Origin of the sequence: Hanstruepera ponticola, from assembly GCF_002940745.1 — a bacterium.
Classification (GTDB): Bacteria; Bacteroidota; Bacteroidia; order Flavobacteriales; family Flavobacteriaceae; genus Hanstruepera; species Hanstruepera ponticola.
Window position 1 is genome coordinate 1 of record NZ_POTB01000001.1, and the last position, 19,168, is coordinate 19,168.

General features: G+C 33.2%; 15 protein-coding genes and 3 tRNA genes. 4 read left to right on the plus strand and 14 right to left on the minus strand.

What is annotated here, in order from left to right; translation table 11 throughout:
* On the plus strand, positions 1–1,757 hold a 1,757-nt coding region (locus tag C1S72_RS00005; protein WP_162919886.1), incomplete at its 5' end, for a T9SS type A sorting domain-containing protein.
* A 100-nt stretch (positions 1,758–1,857) separates the two neighbouring features.
* Here C1S72_RS00005 and C1S72_RS00010 read toward each other — a convergent pair.
* Both C1S72_RS00010 and C1S72_RS00015 read right to left on the minus strand, forming a co-directional pair.
* On the minus strand, positions 1,858–2,223 hold the full coding sequence (locus C1S72_RS00010) for a hypothetical protein (protein ID WP_104733640.1): 366 nt from the start codon (positions 2,221–2,223) through the stop codon (positions 1,858–1,860).
* An 81-nt stretch (positions 2,224–2,304) separates the two neighbouring features.
* Positions 2,305–4,851 carry an ATP-dependent Clp protease ATP-binding subunit gene (locus C1S72_RS00015; RefSeq protein ID WP_104733641.1) on the minus strand — a complete coding sequence of 849 codons (2,547 nt, stop codon included), beginning with the start codon at positions 4,849–4,851 and terminating at the stop codon, positions 2,305–2,307.
* 256 nt (positions 4,852–5,107) lie between these two features.
* Between C1S72_RS00015 and gyrA the strand changes: the two genes are divergently transcribed.
* Complete coding sequence (gene gyrA / locus C1S72_RS00020) at positions 5,108–7,672, plus strand: DNA gyrase subunit A (protein ID WP_104733642.1); 2,565 nt, start codon at positions 5,108–5,110, stop codon at positions 7,670–7,672.
* 11 nt (positions 7,673–7,683) lie between these two features.
* Complete coding sequence (locus C1S72_RS00025) at positions 7,684–8,928, plus strand: tetratricopeptide repeat protein (RefSeq protein WP_104733643.1); 1,245 nt, start codon at positions 7,684–7,686, stop codon at positions 8,926–8,928.
* A gap of 53 nt (positions 8,929–8,981) precedes the next feature.
* Here C1S72_RS00025 and C1S72_RS00030 read toward each other — a convergent pair whose 3' ends face one another.
* On the minus strand, positions 8,982–9,734 hold the full coding sequence (locus tag C1S72_RS00030) for a C40 family peptidase (RefSeq protein WP_104733644.1): 753 nt from the start codon (positions 9,732–9,734) through the stop codon (positions 8,982–8,984).
* A gap of 14 nt (positions 9,735–9,748) precedes the next feature.
* Positions 9,749–10,927 (minus strand): acetyl-CoA C-acyltransferase, encoded by a 1,179-nt coding sequence (locus C1S72_RS00035; protein ID WP_104733645.1) that lies wholly within the window; start codon positions 10,925–10,927, stop codon positions 9,749–9,751.
* Positions 10,928–11,056: 129 nt separating this feature from the next.
* On the opposite strand from C1S72_RS00035, the gene C1S72_RS00040 reads away from it, so the two are divergent.
* Positions 11,057–13,105: an HD family phosphohydrolase gene (locus C1S72_RS00040; RefSeq protein ID WP_104733646.1), complete on the plus strand. Its 2,049-nt coding sequence runs from the start codon at positions 11,057–11,059 to the stop codon at positions 13,103–13,105.
* Positions 13,106–13,152: 47 nt separating this feature from the next.
* Here the strand turns inward: C1S72_RS00040 and C1S72_RS00045 are convergent.
* From C1S72_RS00045 to C1S72_RS00090, 10 genes are all read right to left on the minus strand, one after another.
* A tRNA-Arg gene (locus C1S72_RS00045) sits at positions 13,153–13,226 on the minus strand.
* 41 nt (positions 13,227–13,267) lie between these two features.
* A tRNA-Pro gene (locus C1S72_RS00050) sits at positions 13,268–13,342 on the minus strand.
* A gap of 22 nt (positions 13,343–13,364) precedes the next feature.
* Positions 13,365–13,448: transfer RNA gene (locus C1S72_RS00055), tRNA-Ser, on the minus strand.
* A 142-nt stretch (positions 13,449–13,590) separates the two neighbouring features.
* On the minus strand, positions 13,591–14,253 hold the full coding sequence (locus tag C1S72_RS00060) for an HAD family hydrolase (RefSeq protein ID WP_104735724.1): 663 nt from the start codon (positions 14,251–14,253) through the stop codon (positions 13,591–13,593).
* 3 nt (positions 14,254–14,256) lie between these two features.
* Positions 14,257–15,381 (minus strand): THUMP-like domain-containing protein, encoded by a 1,125-nt coding sequence (locus tag C1S72_RS00065; protein WP_317045749.1) that lies wholly within the window; start codon positions 15,379–15,381, stop codon positions 14,257–14,259.
* Positions 15,382–15,450: 69 nt separating this feature from the next.
* A complete protein-coding gene (locus C1S72_RS00070) occupies positions 15,451–16,542 on the minus strand; it encodes an AI-2E family transporter (protein ID WP_104733648.1) in 1,092 nt (363 codons plus the stop codon).
* Between the two features lie 39 nt (positions 16,543–16,581).
* The gene (locus C1S72_RS00075) at positions 16,582–17,088 is read right to left on the minus strand and encodes a TrmH family RNA methyltransferase (protein ID WP_104733649.1); all 507 of its coding nucleotides are present in this window, start codon (positions 17,086–17,088) and stop codon (positions 16,582–16,584) included.
* Between the two features lie 26 nt (positions 17,089–17,114).
* The gene (locus tag C1S72_RS00080) at positions 17,115–17,756 is read right to left on the minus strand and encodes a DUF4159 domain-containing protein (protein ID WP_104733650.1); all 642 of its coding nucleotides are present in this window, start codon (positions 17,754–17,756) and stop codon (positions 17,115–17,117) included.
* Positions 17,757–17,759: 3 nt separating this feature from the next.
* Positions 17,760–18,464 carry a 16S rRNA (uracil(1498)-N(3))-methyltransferase gene (locus C1S72_RS00085; RefSeq protein ID WP_104733651.1) on the minus strand — a complete coding sequence of 235 codons (705 nt, stop codon included), beginning with the start codon at positions 18,462–18,464 and terminating at the stop codon, positions 17,760–17,762.
* Positions 18,464–19,087, minus strand: coding sequence for a peptidylprolyl isomerase (locus C1S72_RS00090; protein ID WP_104733652.1), 624 nt, complete (start codon positions 19,085–19,087; stop codon positions 18,464–18,466). Before C1S72_RS00090 ends, C1S72_RS00085 begins: the two co-directional genes overlap by 1 nt.
* Positions 19,088–19,168 lie beyond the last annotated feature (81 nt).

Below are 19,168 nucleotides of genomic sequence, written 5' to 3' on the forward strand. Positions count from 1 at the left end.
TAATCACAACAGATGATGAGAGTGGTGATTTAGGCTGTAACCCAGAAGTAATGGCACCAATGTTCGAAGCAACAGACAACTGTGGTGTAGGTGAGCCAATAGTAACAACAGCAGGACCAACAAATGACGGATGTGCATACAGCCAGACTTGGACAGCAAATGTTACAGATAACTGTGGTAACCAAGCACAGGCTGTAAGTGTGACATACACATGGACAGTAGATACAGAAGCACCAGTAATTACTACTAATGGCACCAGTGGCGATTTAGGATGTAATCCAGAGATTGTACCACCAATGTTTAAGGCAGATGATAACTGTGCAGGCGAGATAGATTTAGAAGCCGAGACATCAGGTCCAACAAATGACGGATGTGCATACAGCCAGACTTGGACAGCGAACTATACAGACCCATGTGGAAATGTAGCAGAAACAGTTTCTGTAACATACACATGGACAGTAGATACAGAAGCACCTGTTATTACAACTAATGGAACAAGTGGTGATTTAGGATGTAATCCAAAAATTGATCCTCCATTATTTAAAGTAGATGATAACTGTGCAGAAAGTGAAATGGATTTAGAGGCTGAGACATCAGGTCCAACAAATGACGGATGTGCATACAGCCAGACTTGGACAGCGAACTATACAGACCCATGTGGAAATGTAGCAGAAACAGTTTCTGTAACATACACTTGGACAGTAGATACGGAAGCACCAGAAATAGAGATTCCAGATATGGATCCAATATGTAATGGTATATTCCCTAAAAATGTTACTGTTAATTGGACAGATAACTGTTCAGATGGTGGAGAATTATCAGCTGGTCCAACTAACATAATAGTTTCTGAATGTCAAGAGACTGCAGACTATGTGTTTACTGTTACTGATGAATGTGGTAATACAGCCACTGAAACATTGACATTAATTCGTGAGTTTGATATTATAGGGGAATGCGAAACAGCATTTGGTCGATCTGAAGATAATAGTATTTGTTTTATTCCAGACTTTAGTCGTTGGGGTTGGACAAACTATTTTGAAGGCGAAGGAGAGTATACATTACAAATGTATGCAGGTGCAGCTCATTGTGATATTAGTAGAGGATCTTATGCAGGTGATGTTATTGTAACTTATGAAAATGGTCAAGTAACATTGATGTTTAATATTGATTCTGGCTACACAATGAGAGAGGCTCATGTTTATGTTGGTTGCGATATGTATCCAACTGGAAATAGTGGTAGACCAACAGTAGCACCAGGTCAGTATAACTTTAATCCTAGTGGATTGAGTGCTGGTGTATCTAATTACACGGTTGGACCAATAGATGCAAGTGGTCCTATATATGTCATTGCTCATGCAGTGGTATGTGAGGTAACTTGTAAATGTTCAGTGTCTGAAAATGAAGGAGGTCAATTTATACCATCTAATTATGATGCTATTAATTGTGGAGCTGATCTGACAAATCATGAAGTTCCTTCAGATGAAATTACATTTACTGCTTATCCTGTACCATTTGAAAGAGAAGTATTCATTAATTACGAATATGACTTCGAAACAGATGTAACAGTTGAAGTATTTGATGTAAGAGGCGTGGTTGTACGAAAAGTTTCTAATACAAATTATGTAAAAGGAACTGAAGGTACTACAAGAATTGACTTGTCTGATGCCAATAATCAATTCTATTTTGTAAGACTGACAACCAGCAAAGGTACAGTTACCAAGAAGATTGTTTCTTCCAGTCCTCAAAGAAGAGATTAGAGCAAATAATCATGAATAAAAAAAAGGAGCAATTTAATTGCTCCTTTTTGATTTTATATCATATACAATCTTAAGTTTTAAGAAATGGAATGTACTAATATTATTTGCACAATGCATTAGCCCAAATGATAGCATCATCAAGTTTTGAGAATGCTTTAAAGGGTTTGGTGAGAAAAACACTTTCTAATTCTGTATTATCAATAACAATTTTTTTTCCAGTAACTACAGCAAAGCCCACAAGATTTTGGATTTTAGAGGTTCTGAAATAAATATTAGGATCAACAGCATACGAATTTATTCTATGTGTGATATAAACAAAGTTCTTGTTTGTAAAAAATTGCTCTGAAATATCTTCTAAAACATCATTAAGTTCTGGTGTAACAGTAATACCTTCATTCATTACGGCAATTACGTAATTATCATGTATTGTTACTTTTCCAAACGGATATTTTAACTTATGTGACATATTTAAAGATAAGGATTTAAAACTAAAACATAAAAAACTCCGTCACACGACGGAGTTTTTACTTGTTATAAGAAAGGGTTATTAAGATTCTGTTTTCTTTTTTGGTGTTTCAATTTTGATTTTTAATTCATTACTTTTTGAATCTAAATCCATAGTTATTTTGTCACCTTCAGATATTTTAGAATTAATAATTTCTTCAGCCAAGGCGTCTTCAATATATTTTTGAATAGCACGTTTTAGTGGTCTCGCTCCATATTGTTTATCAAAACCTTTATCGGCAATATAATCTTTAGCTGCTTTACTTAATTTTAATGTATAACCTATGTCCTTTATTCTAGAAATTAATTTTTCTAACTCGATATCAATAATTTTATTAATATCCTCTCTTTCAAGGGCATTAAAGACTACTACATCATCAATTCTATTTAGAAATTCTGGTGCAAATGCTTTCTTTAAGGCGTTTTCAATGACACTTCTTGCATTAGCATCTTCTTGTGCTTTTTGGGAAGCAGTTCCAAAGCCCACTCCAGTTCCAAAATCTTTTAATTTTCTGGAACCAATATTAGAAGTCATAATAATTATTGTATTTCTAAAATCAATTTTTCGACCGAGACTATCTGTTAAATAACCATCATCAAGAACCTGTAACAACATATTAAATACATCTGGATGGGCTTTTTCAATCTCATCTAAAAGGACAACAGCATAAGGTTTGCGTCTCACTTTTTCAGTAAGCTGACCACCTTCTTCGTATCCTACATATCCAGGAGGCGCTCCAACTAGTCTTGAAATAGCAAACTTTTCCATGTATTCGCTCATGTCAATTCTAACAAGTGAATCTTCACTGTCAAATAATTCTTTTGATAACACTTTTGCTAACTGTGTTTTACCAACACCAGTTTGACCTAAAAATATAAATGAACCAATGGGCTTGTTTGGGTCTTTAAGTCCTGCTCTGTTTCTCTGGATGGCTTTTACAACTTTGGCAACGGCATCATCCTGACCAATAACTTTACCTTTTATCAATTCAGGTAATTGGGCTAGTTTATTACTTTCTGTTTGGGCGATTCTATTAACAGGAATTCCAGTCATCATGGAAACAACATCAGCAACATTATCTTCAGATACTATTTCACGATGTAATTTGGTTTCTTCTTCCCATTTTTCTTGCGCAATTGCCAATTCTTTTTCTAGACGTTTTTCATCATCACGTAATTTAGCAGCCTCTTCATATTTCTGTTTTTTAACAACAGAAGACTTCGTTTCTTTTACAGCCTCTAATTGTTTTTCCAATTCAATTATTTGATCTGGCACATTAATATTGGTAATATGAACACGTGATCCAGCTTCATCCAAAGCATCAATAGCTTTGTCTGGTAAAAAACGGTCTGTCATATACCTATTTGTTAATTTCACACAAGCCTCAATGGCTTCAGGTGTATAATCAACATTGTGATGACTTTCATATTTTTCTTTTATGTTATTGAGTATTTCAATTGTTTCTTCAACGGTAGTAGGCTCAATAATTACTTTTTGGAAACGACGCTCTAAAGCACCATCTTTTTCAATATACTGTCTGTACTCATCTAAAGTTGTTGCTCCAACACATTGAATTTCACCACGTGCTAGAGCCGGTTTAAACATATTAGAAGCATCCAAACTTCCTGTTGCGCCTCCTGCACCAACAATAGTATGAATCTCATCGATAAAAAGAATAATGTCATCATTCTTCTCTAATTCATTCATAACAGCTTTCATGCGTTCTTCAAATTGTCCACGATATTTTGTTCCAGCAACTAAACTGGCTAAATCTAAAGTAACAACGCGTTTGTTGAATAAAATTCTTGATACTTTTCGCTTTACAATTCTGTTTGCTAATCCTTCCGCTATGGCTGATTTACCAACGCCTGGTTCACCAATAAGTAATGGGTTGTTTTTCTTTCTACGGCTTAAAATCTGTGAGACACGTTCTATTTCCTTTTCTCTACCAACAACAGGGTCTAACTTGCCTTCTTCGGCTTGAGCCGTTAAATCGCGTCCAAAATTATCTAAAACAGGTGTTTTAGATTTTTTGTTCGACTTGCCGGTAGGCGAGTTGAATAAATTTTCCTTAGACGTATCGTCATCAGCCGAATCGTCATCTTGAAAAGATTCTGCTTTTGGCTCTATATAATTTTCATCGTTTGTTATCATAAACTTAAATTGCTCTTTTACATTATCGTAATCCACTTTTAATTTATTTAAAAGCTTAGTAGTAGGATCATTTTCATTTCTCAAAATACATAACAACAAGTGTGCTGTATTAATAGAATTGCTTTGGAATAATTTTGCTTCTAAAAATGTTGTCTTAAGTGCACGTTCGGCTTGACGCGTTAAATGCAGATTCTTTTTTTCATTTGAGGCTACAGCAACATTGGGGTTGGCTGGGCTTAAAATCTCAACTTTTCGGCGTAAATGATTTAAATCAATATCCAAAGCATTGAGAATATTTATAGCTTTACCATTGCCATCTCTCAATAAACCTAGCATTAAATGCTCGGTACCTATAAAGTCATGACCTAAACGTAAAGCTTCTTCTTTACTGTATGCTATAACATCTTTTACTCTTGGTGAAAAATTATCGTCCATATATAAATCCTTTCTGCATTAAATGTACTAAACATATTTTTAAGGTCAAAAACTGTACCTAAAATCTATGCTATGCTAATAGACAAAAAAAAGTTTATAAAATCAAAATAATTAACAGCATACTTATTAACTATAATAAGGTGTTAAATTGTTAATAAAAAAACCGAAAAAACAAAAAGCTAGGTCTTGCTATCACTGATGAAATGGTTATATTAGCACGTTTTGAAAACCTACACAAAATCTAATTAATTTATATATGGCAGAAGGAGAAAAATTGATCCCAATTAACATTGAAGATGAAATGAAATCAGCCTACATTGATTATTCAATGTCGGTCATTGTGTCACGTGCATTACCAGATGTAAGAGATGGTTTAAAACCAGTTCACAGACGAGTACTTTACGGTATGCATGAATTGGGTGTTAGATCTAATACAGCCCACAAGAAGTCAGCTAGAATAGTTGGAGAGGTATTGGGTAAGTATCATCCTCATGGTGATACGTCTGTTTATGATACCATGGTTCGTATGGCGCAAGAATGGAGTTTACGTTATATGTTAGTTGATGGTCAAGGAAACTTTGGTTCAATTGATGGTGATAGTCCTGCAGCAATGCGTTATACCGAGGCACGTATGCGTAAAATATCAGAAGACATGCTTGCTGATATTGATAAGGAAACGGTAGATCACAAATTAAATTTTGACGATACTTTACAAGAACCTACAGTATTACCAACGCGTATTCCAGGTTTATTGGTAAATGGTGCATCTGGAATAGCAGTAGGTATGGCAACAAATATGCCACCTCATAATTTATCTGAAGTTGTAGATGGTATTGTAGCTTACATAGAGAATAATGATATTGAAATTGATGAGTTAATCACACATGTAAAAGCTCCAGATTTTCCAACAGGTGGAACAATTTATGGCTATGATGGTGTAATAGAAGCTTTTAAAACCGGTCGTGGACGTATTGTGATGCGAGGTAAAGCTAACATCGAGGAAGTTCAAGGTCGTGAATCTATAGTTGTTACAGAAATACCATATCAGGTTAATAAAGCTGATATGATTAAAAAGACTGCTGATTTAGTCAATGATAAAAAGTTAGAAGGTATTTCAACTATTCGTGACGAGTCAGATAGAAACGGCATGCGTATTGTTTATGTGTTAAAGCGTGATGCTATTCCTAATATTGTATTAAATAAGCTTTTCAAATATACAGCACTACAGTCTTCATTTAGTGTAAACAATATTGCACTTGTAAATGGAAGACCACAGATGTTGAATCTAAAAGATTTAATTTATCATTTTGTTGAACACAGGCATGACGTTGTTGTAAGACGTACAACATATGAATTGCGTAAAGCTGAAGAGCGCGCTCATATTTTAGAAGGACTAATCATAGCCTCAGATAATATTGATGAAGTTATTGCACTTATTCGTGCGTCATCAAATGCAGATGAAGCTCGTGAAAAGTTAATTGAACGATTTGAGCTTTCTGAAATTCAAGCAAAAGCAATCGTAGAAATGCGATTACGTCAGTTAACAGGTCTGGAGCAAGATAAACTGCGTTCAGAATACGAAGACTTAATGAAGACCATTGAAGATTTAAAAGACATTCTTGATAAAAAGGAACGTCGTATGGAAATCATTAAAGATGAGCTTCTAGAAGTTAAAAATAAGTATGGTGATGAGCGTCGCTCTCAAATAGAATATGCTGGAGGTGATTTAAGCATTGAAGATATGATTCCGGATGAGCAAGTAGTTATTACTATTTCTCATGCAGGATATATTAAGCGTACGTCATTGACAGAATATAAAACTCAAAATAGAGGAGGAGTAGGACAAAAAGCATCAACAACAAGAAATGAAGACTTTTTAGAACATTTATTTGTTGGTACCAACCATCAATATATGCTATTCTTTACCCAAAAAGGAAAATGTTTCTGGATGCGTGTTTATGAAATTCCAGAAGGTAGTAAAACCTCTAAAGGAAGAGCCATTCAAAACCTTATTAATATTGAGCAGGACGATAAAGTAATGGCATTTATTTGTACTCAAGATTTAAAAGATGAAGATTACATAAATAGTCATTATGTAATTATGGCGACCAAAAATGGTCAGGTTAAAAAAACATCACTTGAGCAATACTCTCGTCCTAGAACAAATGGTATTAATGCTATAACAATTAAAGATGGTGATGAATTGTTAGAGGCTAAACTAACAACTGGTAATAGTCAAGTTATGTTGGCTTTAAAATCAGGAAAAGCTATTCGTTTTGAAGAAGCAAAAACAAGACCTATGGGTCGTAACGCTTCTGGTGTTAGAGGTATTACTTTAGCCAATGATAAAGATGAAGTAATCGGCATGATAGCTATTGAAAATCCACAAGAAGAGTCTGTTTTAGTAGTTTCTGAAAAAGGTTATGGCAAGCGTACTTATATCGACGATCCTGAAGATGGAGAAGCAGTATATCGTATTACCAATCGTGGTGGTAAAGGTGTGAAAACTATTTCAATTACTGATAAAACGGGACATTTAGTTGCTATTAAGTCGGTTACCGATGATGATGATTTAATGATTATTAATAAATCAGGAATTGCAATTCGTATGGCCGTTAATGATTTGCGTGTTATGGGTCGTGCAACTCAAGGTGTAAAATTGATTAATTTAAAAGGAAGTGATTCCATTGCCGCTGTAGCAAAAGTCATGAAAGATGAAGATGAAGAAATAATTGACGAATCTTCAGAAATAGTCAATGAAAACGAAAATGGCACAGCTATTGATAATGATGCAGAAAATGAAACTAATAACGATAATTAAAAATTTTAAACATGAATAAATCAGTATTATTTGTTTTAGCAATATTGGTTAGTACATTGTCTTTTGCCCAAAAAAAAGAATTACGTGCAGCTGAAAAAGCTATTAATAAAAGTAACTATGCCGAAGCAAAAGCGGCTTTAGCACAAGCAGAATCCATGAAGTCTTCAATGGATGAAAAAGAGGAAGCTCAATATAATTTATTGATGACTCAAACTTTATATGCTAATGGATCAGGAAGCGAAAAGGATATTAATAATGCGATAGAATATCTGAAAGCTATTAATGAAAAGTATAGTTCAGAATCTGTAGACTTAAAGAAAAGTATGGAAAATGATTTATTGGTTAAGGCTAATAATTATTACACTCAAAAAGATTTTAGTAATGCGGCTGTAAAATTTGAGCAACTTTACCAAGTAGTTCCTTCAGATACAACCTATCTTTATTATGCAGCTGTAAGTGCAATAACTGACCAAAATTACGAGTCTGCATTGGAATACTATTTAGAATTAAATGAATTGGGCTACACTGGTCAAGGTAAAGAATACTATGCAACCAATAAAGAAACAGGAGAGGAAGAAGTGATGGATAAGCAAACTCGTGATATTTTGATGAAATCTGGAGACTACATTAAGCCAGGGGAGAGAAATACGGAGTCTTTATCTGGTGAAATCACAAAAAATATTGCTTTGATTTATGTTCAATTAGACCAAAAAGAAAAGGCTATAGCTGCTATACAAAAAGCCAGACAGGATGAACCAAATAATTCTGCTCTTATTCTTACTGAAGCTAATTTGCACTATAAACTGGGTAATACTGAAGCATACAAGACTTTAATGCAAGAAGCAATAAAGCTAGACCCAAATAATGTAGATCTCATATATAATTTAGGTGTACTTTCTGCTGAAGCTAAAGATAAAGAAGCAGCAAAAGGGTATTACAGACAAGTAATTGAGATGGAGCCAACTTACGTTAATGCTTTGACAAATCTTTCAGCTTTAATATTAGAAGAAGAGCAGACCATCATTGAGGAAATGAACGGACTTGGAAATTCGGCTGCGGACAATAAGCGATATGATGAATTGAAAGAAAAGCGCAAAGGGGTCTATCAAGAAGCCATTCCGTACTTAAGTAAAGTTTTAGAGGTTGAGCCAGATAATGTTCAGGTAGCTCGAACTTTAATGAATATTTATAGTGCTATTGGTGATGCAACAAATCAAAAGAAAATGAAGGCTCTTGTTGATGAGCTTGGCGGATAAAAGTCAAGTGCATTGATATCATAAAAAAGAGCTACATATTTTGTAGCTCTTTTTTATGATATAATTTTTTTGATAACCCTTAATTTATGGGTGTGAGTTCGCTTTTCTACATTGTATATTCCAGAATGGTCTAGTCTATCAATGCGCACTTTACCATGTGCATGAATGATAAAGTTATCTTTCATTATGATACCGACATGAATAATTTGGCCTTCATTATTATCAAAAAAAGCTAAATCGCCAGGATCACTTTCCTCAATAAAACTCAATGCTTCACCTTGAGTAGCTTGTTGGGATGCATCACGAAACAACTTATGGCCATTTAGTTTATAAACCATTTGTGTGAATCCTGAACAATCTATTCCAAAAGGTGTTTTTCCTCCCCAAAGATATGGTGAGTTTAAATATAAGAAAGCCGTTTTAATTATATGATCTTTAGGAAATTTATCTTGAACAAAATTACCATCGTGAAAATGGTTAAACAGACTTAATCCATTTAGACAGGATCCAATGGGTATAGGGTATAATTGATTTGAAGCATCTTTAACAAACTCCACCAAATCAGTTGATAATTTAGGTGTTTCAGCATGTAAAGCTTGATATTGCTCTTTTAATATTTCTAAATACTGCTTATTGTCAATCCACCCCTCATATTTGTCAAAACCCAATCGGATTTTGCTCCATGATTTTCTTTGTTCTAGAATTTTAAAGTAATCACCATAAAGTACTTGTGAAACCAATTCACTAACGTCTGATGGCTCTAATCTCAAAGGAACAATGCTCAAATTGCAAATGCCGTATTGCATGTATACTTATAAAGTTAATTTCTTTCAATAACAATTGCAGAAGCACCTCCACCACCATTGCAAATGGCTGCAGCACCAATTTTTGCATTATTTTGCTCTAATACATTAAGCAAGGTAATTAAAATTCTTACTCCAGAACAACCAAGCGGGTGTCCTAATGAAACGGCTCCACCATTAACATTAACATTGGAGTCGTTTAGTCCTAAAAGTTTCATGTTTGCTAATCCAACTACTGAAAAAGCTTCGTTAAACTCAAAATAATCGACATCTTCCAATGTAATACCAGCTTTATTCAAAGCTTTTGGTAATGCCTTGGCTGGAGCTGTAGTAAACCATTCAGGTTCTTGAGCCGCATCAGCATAACTTTTAATTGTCGCTAGTATTTTTAATCCAAGTTCATCGGCTTTATCCTTACTCATTAAAATTACAGCACCAGCACCATCGTTGATTGTTGAAGCATTGGCAGCCGTCACAGTGCCATCTTTTGTAAAAGCAGGTCTTAAGGCTGGGATTTTTTCCATTTTGACATTGGTATATTCCTCATCTTTTGAGACAACAACAGCATCTCCACGTCTTTGAGGCACCTCAACTGGTACAATCTCATTATCAAACTTTCCAGCTTTCCAAGCTTCAGCTGAACGCTTATATGATTGTATTGCAAAGTTGTCCTGATCTTCTCTAGAAAAATTATATTCCACAGCACAAGCATCAGCACATACTCCCATTGCGTTTTGGTCGTAGGCATCAACAAGACCATCCTTTTGCATACCATCAACCAGAGTAGTAGGACCAAATTTTGTTCCAGTTCTCGCGTGAAGGTAATGAGGTATTAAACTCATATTTTCCATACCACCAGCAACAACAATGTTTGCATCACCTAAAGCAATGGCTTGAGCCCCTTGCATAACGGCTTTCATACCTGACGCACAAACTTTATTAACTGTTGTACAAGGAACGGTGTTTGGAATCCCTGCATAAATAGCTGCTTGTCTTGCTGGTGCTTGACCAGTTCCTGCCTGAACAACATTACCCATTAAAACTTCATCAACCATTTCTGGTTTTAAATTAATTTTATTAAGTGCTCCTTTTATGGCAATGGATCCCAATTTTGGTGCAGGTACCGTAGATAAAGAACCTAAAAAACTTCCTATTGGTGTTCTAGCAGCAGAGACAATTACAACTTCTTTACTCATTTTTTTATTCGTTTAATTTTTATAGCTGCAAAATTAATCATTTTTTCACAGAATGCGGAATGATTAGCGTTTTATGCAAGCTTATAATCGATATTATTTTTATTACATTTGACTCTACAAACTTGTTACATGAAAGACTTCATTAATTTATTGTACAGAAACCATTCTTTGGGATATAAATTACTCTTGTTTGTATGTACGACTTTTTTAATAGTTTACTTGTTTCCTAAAAGCGGAAAGTTTAAATATAATTTTGAAAAAGGAAAGCCTTGGCAATCTGAAAGCCTGCAGGCTCCTTTTGATTTTGCAATAAAAAAATCTGATGCCGAAATAGCCAATGAGAAACAGGAAATCATTGATAATGCACAATTGTATTTTGATTTGGATAATTCTGTTTTGCCAGCCGTAAAAAATCAATATCAATCTGAATTTAAAATTACATTTCCCGATTCGATTTATGCTGAAAATATTGATGAGATGTATGATTTGGGAGAACAAATTTTAAATACTATTTATCAATATGGTGTGTTAAGTACAGACCATAATTATAAGGATAGCCGGAATGTGATTATTCTTGATGATAGAATTGAAAAAGAGAAAACACAATATGATTTTCTAACTAAACAGAGTGAGTTAACTTCTATTATCCAAAAAAGTTTATCTGAAAATGAATTTGGAGAATTAAGTAAGGACATGTTGTCATTGTTTTATGATATTATAGAGCCTAACTTAATATTAAATAAAACCTTTACTGAAAAAGCAATACAAAGTGAGTTAGATAAGATTTCTTATACAAGAGGAAGTATAGAACGTGAAACTCTGATTATTTCTAAAGGAGAGGTTGTTGAGGGTGATAAATATGAAATACTTAAATCGCTTGAATCAGAATATGAATCACAAGTGTGGACAGACTCAAATTATTACTGGGTAATAGGAGCCTACACGTTATTAGTATCATTAGCACTCCTAATGTTGTTGCTATTTATTAAAAAATATAGACCCGTTGTATTTGAGAACAATACAAAAGTGACTTTTATATTTTTTAATGTTCTATTAATGATTTTTATAACCACTTTGGTTGTTAATTATAATTCACAATATGTTTATGTAGTACCTATATGCATCCTTCCTTTGGTTCTAAAAGCATTCTTTGATGCTAGGCTCGGATTGTTTGCACATGTCATAACGGTATTGCTATTAGGCTTTATTGTATCTAACAGTTATGAATACATGTTCTTGCAAATTATTGCCGGAATTGTAACAATTTTAACTGTTTCAGAGCTTTATAAAAGGGCTAATCTATTCATTTCAGTTGGTCAAATCACGCTAATTTATATCATAGCGTATTTTGCATTTTTCGTTATTCATGAAGGTAGCATTGACACATTGAAATGGGAAACATTTGGACTCTTTGTATTATGTGGATTAGCAACATTATTTGTTCAACCTTTAATTTATGCTTATGAAAAGCTGTTTGGATTGGTTTCTGATGTTTCATTATTGGAATTGTCAGACACTAATACAAAATTGTTAAAAGAACTTTCAAATAAAGCTCCAGGAACATTTCATCATTCTTTAAACGTTGCCAATTTGGCTGAAGCTGCTGCAAATGAAATTAGTGCCAACGCTATGTTGGTTAGGGTGGGAGCACTCTATCATGATATTGGCAAGATGAAGAATCCTACTTACTTTACTGAAAACCAATCAACTGGAATAAATCCTCATGACGAACTTTCGTCAAAGGAAAGTGCAGCAATAATAATTGATCATGTAATAAATGGCATTGAAATTGCCAGAAAAAACAATCTGCCCGATAGAATCATTGACTTCATTCGTACGCATCATGGCACCAGTGTTGTGTATTATTTTTACAAGAAGGAAAAGGAAATAGATGCTAATTTAGACATGACTGAATTTCAATATCCTGGACCTAAACCTTTTAGTAAAGAAACAGCCATTTTAATGATGTGTGATAGTGTTGAGGCTGCTTCAAAGAGTTTAAAGGAGCCAACATCATCTAAAATTGATGTGTTTGTTGAAAATATAATAAATAAGCAAATGAATGATGACCAATTCTTGAACGCCAATATAACGTTTAAAGAAATTCAATCTATTAAAAAGGTTCTAAAGCATAAACTCGCAAACATATATCATCTGCGAATAGAATATCCAGAATAAATTTAAGAGAAACAAAAAAGCCTCACTAGTTTTAGTGAAGCTTTTTGTGAGCCCTGAAGGATTCGAACCTTCGACCGCCTCCTTAGAAGGGAGGTGCTCTATCCAGCTGAGCTAAGAGCCCTAAAATGTAAATACAAAATTATAAAAAAAAATTGTATTTAGTCGGGGTGGCAGGATTCGAACCTGCGACCTCCGCGTCCCAAACGCGGCGCGATAACCGGGCTACGCTACACCCCGAAATTGTGATTATCTAAAAATGCGGAGAGACGGGGATTCGAACCCCGGCGACACTTACGCGTCGACAGATTAGCAATCTGCTCCATTACCACTCTGGCACCTCTCCAAAAATTATAAAGAACGTTCTTTAAATGCGGATGCAAATGTAACTTTTCATTACAAAGAACGCAACTATTTTTTGAATTTTTTGTAATGTTTATTGATTTTTTGAACCTAGTACTTGATACTTTTTACCTAAGTCATTCAATCTAAACCGTTAATAGTTTCTTTGCTCTTGGATATGCAATTTCATCAAAACTTGAAATTACCAAATTGGCTTTAGAATAATCTTGATTCTTGGAATGTGGGCTTTTAAAACCTACACAGTAAATCCCAGCTGATTTGGCTGCTTTAATGCCGTTTGTTGAATCTTCAATAACTATGCAATTTTGCTTATCATAACCAGCAATTTCAGATGCTTTTATGAAAATTTCAGGGTGAGGCTTTGATGCTTTTAAATCAGCACCGCTTAATTTTCCTTTAAAATATTTATTAAGATCAAATCTATTAAATACACTTTCAATGGTTTGCATTGAGGCAGATGATGCTAATACCAATGTCAAATCATTACTGTAATAATCTTGTATTAAGTCTAGTACACCATCTAGCAATTTAAGACTAGAGTCATTAACAAATAAGTCTTTAAAAATATTGCGTTTAGTCTGAACCAATTCTTCAGGTTGTTGTTGTAAACTAAAGTGCTCGCATAAATGTCTGCAAACGTTTATAGTAGATTGCCCAGTAAATGTTTGATAATGCGATTCAGTAACATCAATATTCATAGCATCAAACATTCCAAAATAGGCTTTATGGTGTAAGGGCTCGGTGTCTACAATAACACCATCCATGTCAAACAATACAGCTTTTAACATCATTTAATTAACTTTTATTTTTTTACAAATAATTACTATTTGTTCAAGGTTCATGTTAGTAGTGAAAAATAGGTATTGGTCACCACCATCTTTTATCTTCAATTTTTTTCTAATAGTTTGAACGGATTCTTTGAAATTTCTTGTCGTTATATTGGCTTTTGAAATATCAAGTTTTTTTAGAGATTTTTTATTATAAGGAATAATTTCAACGATATAAAAAACTCTACCGGGAAATACTATTAATTTATCACTTGTGTATAAATGAGTATGTTGATGGATTTTTTTTAAATCTAATTTTTCACCAATACTATTAAAAGCACCAGCTTTTAGTATGCCTGCATTAGGCTCGTAAAGATATTTTAATGGTAAACTATAATTAGAAATTGTATTCATCTCATCCTTTAAGAAAAACTCAAACTTATTTGGACTAGTATCAATGATATTTACTGTTGTAATTTTAATTGGTTGTTTCTTTACTTTTTTTAAGACCCACAGTAATTCTTTCACATCATTATTTACCGCCAAAACGTGAATGCTATTAACATGTTTAAGTTCATTTATACCTGAAGAAATATCTAATAAAGGTGATGTTTTTATTAAAATATGGTCAGAATATCTAAATAAATCATCAAGGATATCTGGAACATTAGGAAGGCAATCTTTTAAAAAGAATACTTTTCCTTTTTGATCATGTCGTCTTGAAGGGTCTAAATATATCCAGGAATATCGGTTAGATGATTGTTTTAAATAAGCAACACCATCATATGGAATGCATTGGACATTATTAATCTCTAGCTGTTTAAAATTATGCGCAACAATATTTGATAACTCTTTATTAATTTCACAATGTATTACCGATTCAAATTGTTTTGAAAAATAAAAGCTATCGACACCAAAACCGCCTGTAAGATCTATTAAATTATTACCATTAATTAACTGGGCTTTATAAGCAGCAGTTGTTTCAGAAGAAGTTTGTTCAATATTGAGTTTATTAGGATAATATATTTTTGGTGCTTGATACCAAGTTGGAAGTTTTTTTTTACAACGTTTTTTTGCTTCAATCTGTTCAGCAAGTAGCTTGATGTCAATTTTTATGTCTGAATTTGTTTGTAATAGTAATTCTGACACATCTTTATCTAGATTTTTATTAATAAAGTCCTGATTTTCGTTATTTAAAATGAGAGTATTCAAGACAGGTTATAAATCTTTTGTAAGTCTTTGTACTATTTTGTTTTCTGATAAAAACTCTTTTAAAATCACTTTTGTTGCCGTATAGGTGGGTACAGCTATTATCATACCAACAATACCAAAGAGTAATCCACCAATAATGATTATTAAAAAAATTTCCAACGGATGAGACTTGACACTTTTAGAAAAAATAAGAGGTTGACTTAAAAAATTATCTATTAATTGACCAATAGTTATTACGAGAATAACCTTTAGTGTTACTGGTAAAATAACTTCATTAAAGCCAGCTCCTAAATTACTTGTCATAGTTAGAAAAATCATAATTGCACCTCCAATCATTGGACCTAGGTATGGGATTAAATTAATTAAGGCACATAAAAAGGCAATAACTACTGCATTTTGAACACCTATAATTAGTAATCCAATTGTGTAAATGAGGAACAGCACTGAAATTTGTAAAACTAAACCTATAAAATATCTAGATAACAAATCTTTAATTTTTTCAATTGATCTCTTTAAGCGTTCTTCCTTATCATCTGGAATCAAAGCCATTAAGCTGTTTTCAAATAACTTACTGTCCTTTAAAAAGAAAAACGAAATAAACAAAACAGAAAATAGTCCTATGCTAAAACTACCCAAGCCACTCATTAAAGCATTTAAAAAATTTGGAATAATGGAATAGTCTATTCTTGATAATAAATGACTTTCTTTAAGAGACTCTTCAACTTCAAGCGGATTTATTCCAAAATACGACGTGGTTTGATTATAGAGGTCTTTTACATTGAGTTCAAGCTTTTCGATATCAAGCAATGACAGGTTATGACCTTGTTCAGCCAAAAGAGGTATAAATAGCCCAATCAGCCCTATCATAAGTCCAATAAGCAAAACCATTGTAACAGCTACAGCAATGGTGTTTTTGAATTTTAATCGGTGTCTTAAAAACCGAACAATTGGTCTGCCAGTTAGCGACACAACTACAGAAATTAAAATGTAAACAATAACCGATTGTACCTTGTACAAGAAAAATAATAAAACGGCAATACCTATAACTACTGAAAGTGCTTTTAGAATGCCGTTAGCTATTTCATTGGAATTATTCATTTAGTAAATATACATATTGGAGTTTAAATGATAAATAGTTTATTGGCCTTTAATTTGTTTGGTTATTTCATATAAAGCAATTGATGTGGCTTGTACAACATTCATGCTACTGTTTTGGCCATACATTTCAATGTGTAGGGAATCATCACAAAGCGATAAAACATCTTCAGATAAACCAAAATTCTCACTACCAACTATAACGGCTAATGGTTTATTATTTGGGAATTTAAAATGATGGATACGCTTACTATTTGTTGTAATCTCAATAGCTAAAATCTGATAACCTTTATTTTTATAGTTATCAACTACTTGATAAATATCTTGGTTAAGTAAGAAATTGACAGCTTTTTCGGTAGCTCTTGAAGTTTTTGTTACTTTCCTACTGAATTCAATACTTTCTCCACAGAAAATTAATTTTTCAACTCCAAAAGCGTCAGCAGTTCTAAATAGACTTCCAATGTTGGGCGCATTGATAATATTGTCGCAAATAAGTACAACAGGAAAGGTTTCTTTATTAAAATTTGTATTGTAGTGATTACGTTGCAAACTTTTGATATGGCGTTATAAGTTAATTAATTTTCAAAAGCATATTTAATAATATTGGCTCCCATTTTTAATGCTTTTTCTCTAACGTCTTCAGTGTCATTATGTACTACTTGATCCTCCCAGCCATCACCCAAATCACTTTCAAACGTAAAAAGAAGTACTAATCGTGTTTCAAAAAATATACCTATGGCTTGAGGGCGTTTGCCATCATGCTCATGAATTTTTGGTAGTCCGTCTGGAAAAGAATAAGCCGTATTGAAAATTTTATGGTTTGCAGGAATTTCAACCAATTCCGTATTTGGAAACACTTTTTTTAATTCCTCAGTTATATAAGGTTTCATGCCATAATTATCATCAATATGTAAAAAACCACCAGAAACCAAATAGTTTCGTAAGTTAGTGGCATCATCTTCATTAAAAAACACGTTGCCATGACCAGTCATGTGAATAAATGGATATTGGAAAATATCAGGACTTCCAGCTTCAACAGTTTCTGGTTTTAAGTTTATCTTGGTTTTAATATTGTTATTGCAAAATTTTATGAGATTGGGTAATGCAGTTGGATTTCCATACCAATCACCACCTCCTTGGTATTTTAATACCGCAATGTTTTGAGAAAACAAAACGGAAGAAAGCATACATAATGAAATAAATGCAAGGTGTTTCATAGTTTATTCATTTTTAAAAACCACGCTGTGACAAGCAACCACGGCAGCTGTTTCAGTTCGTAAACGGGTTTCTCCCAAAGTTACGGGAATAAAATTACTATTTAATGCCATTTCAATTTCTTTAACACTAAAATCACCTTCTGGACCAATGAGTATGGTAACATCCTGTTTTGCTCTCAATTCATTCTTAAGCGATAGCTTTTTACCGTTATCACAATGAGCAATAAACTTTTGTCCATTGTGACTGGTGTTTATGAACTCATTAATAGGGGTTAGCTGGTTTAGTATAGGCAGATAGCACTGCAAGGATTGCTTCATAGCCGATTGGATAATCTTGCTATAACGTTCATGTTTAATAACCTTACGCTCACTGTGGTCACAAACTATAGGTGTGATTTCGTTGATACCCAATTCGGTACTTTTTTCTAAAAACCACTCATAGCGATCGTTTAATTTTGTAGGAGCAACAGCTAAATGAATATGAAAATCACGCTTACTTTTTTTTTCTTTTTCAATTATTGATGCTTGACAATTTTTAATGTTTGCTAGTGTAATAGAGGCTTTAAATAACCAACCATTTCCGTTGGTGATTTCAAGAACGTCTCCAACTGACTTTCGCAACACTTTTATTATGTGTTTACTTTCTTCCTTGTCAAAAACTACTAATTCAGTATCTTCAAGAATATTTGGATTATAGAATAATTGCATTAGCTTTTTTGCTCAACAATTTTTAGAGCCTGTATTTCTTTGATGTATTTGATATCATGTGTTTTTAAAATAACATAATACATTTGTTTGTCACCAATATTCAATGTTACTAAATCACCTATGTTTAAAGGGCTGTTAATTGCTGTATCTTCAAACTTTGGGTCAAATGAATCTTGTTTAACCCAGCCGGTATCTCCGCCGCGTCTCGCATTGATGTCCATAGAATATTGTTTTGCTAATTTATTAAAGGGAACGCCATTGGCATGCTTGCTCATAATCAGACTTGAAATGCTTTGAATTTCTGATTTTGATAATTTTTTTCCATCTAAAAAAATATAACTTACTCTGTAATGTAATACCGTGTTGCTTTCCACAACTTTGTAATGTGTAATCTTAAAATCACTTTCAATAGTAGAGCGTCCACGATCAAAAAGGTCTTTGGCTAAAGTTGTTTTATGCTTTTCCTCATTAAAACTGATGAGTTTACTGCCTTTTGAAGGATTGTTTGCCAAATACATTTCGGCTTGATCAATATTTAGAATAGAATCGAGGTCTCTGGTTAAACTTTCTTGACTATAAGTTGAATATGTAAATAATATTGTGAAAAATAAAAGTCTGTACATGGTATAGGTTTATCTGTAAACAAAAAAACAAAAATTATTCTTTTGTAATCAAAAATCCTAAAACATTATTAACAGAAGTTT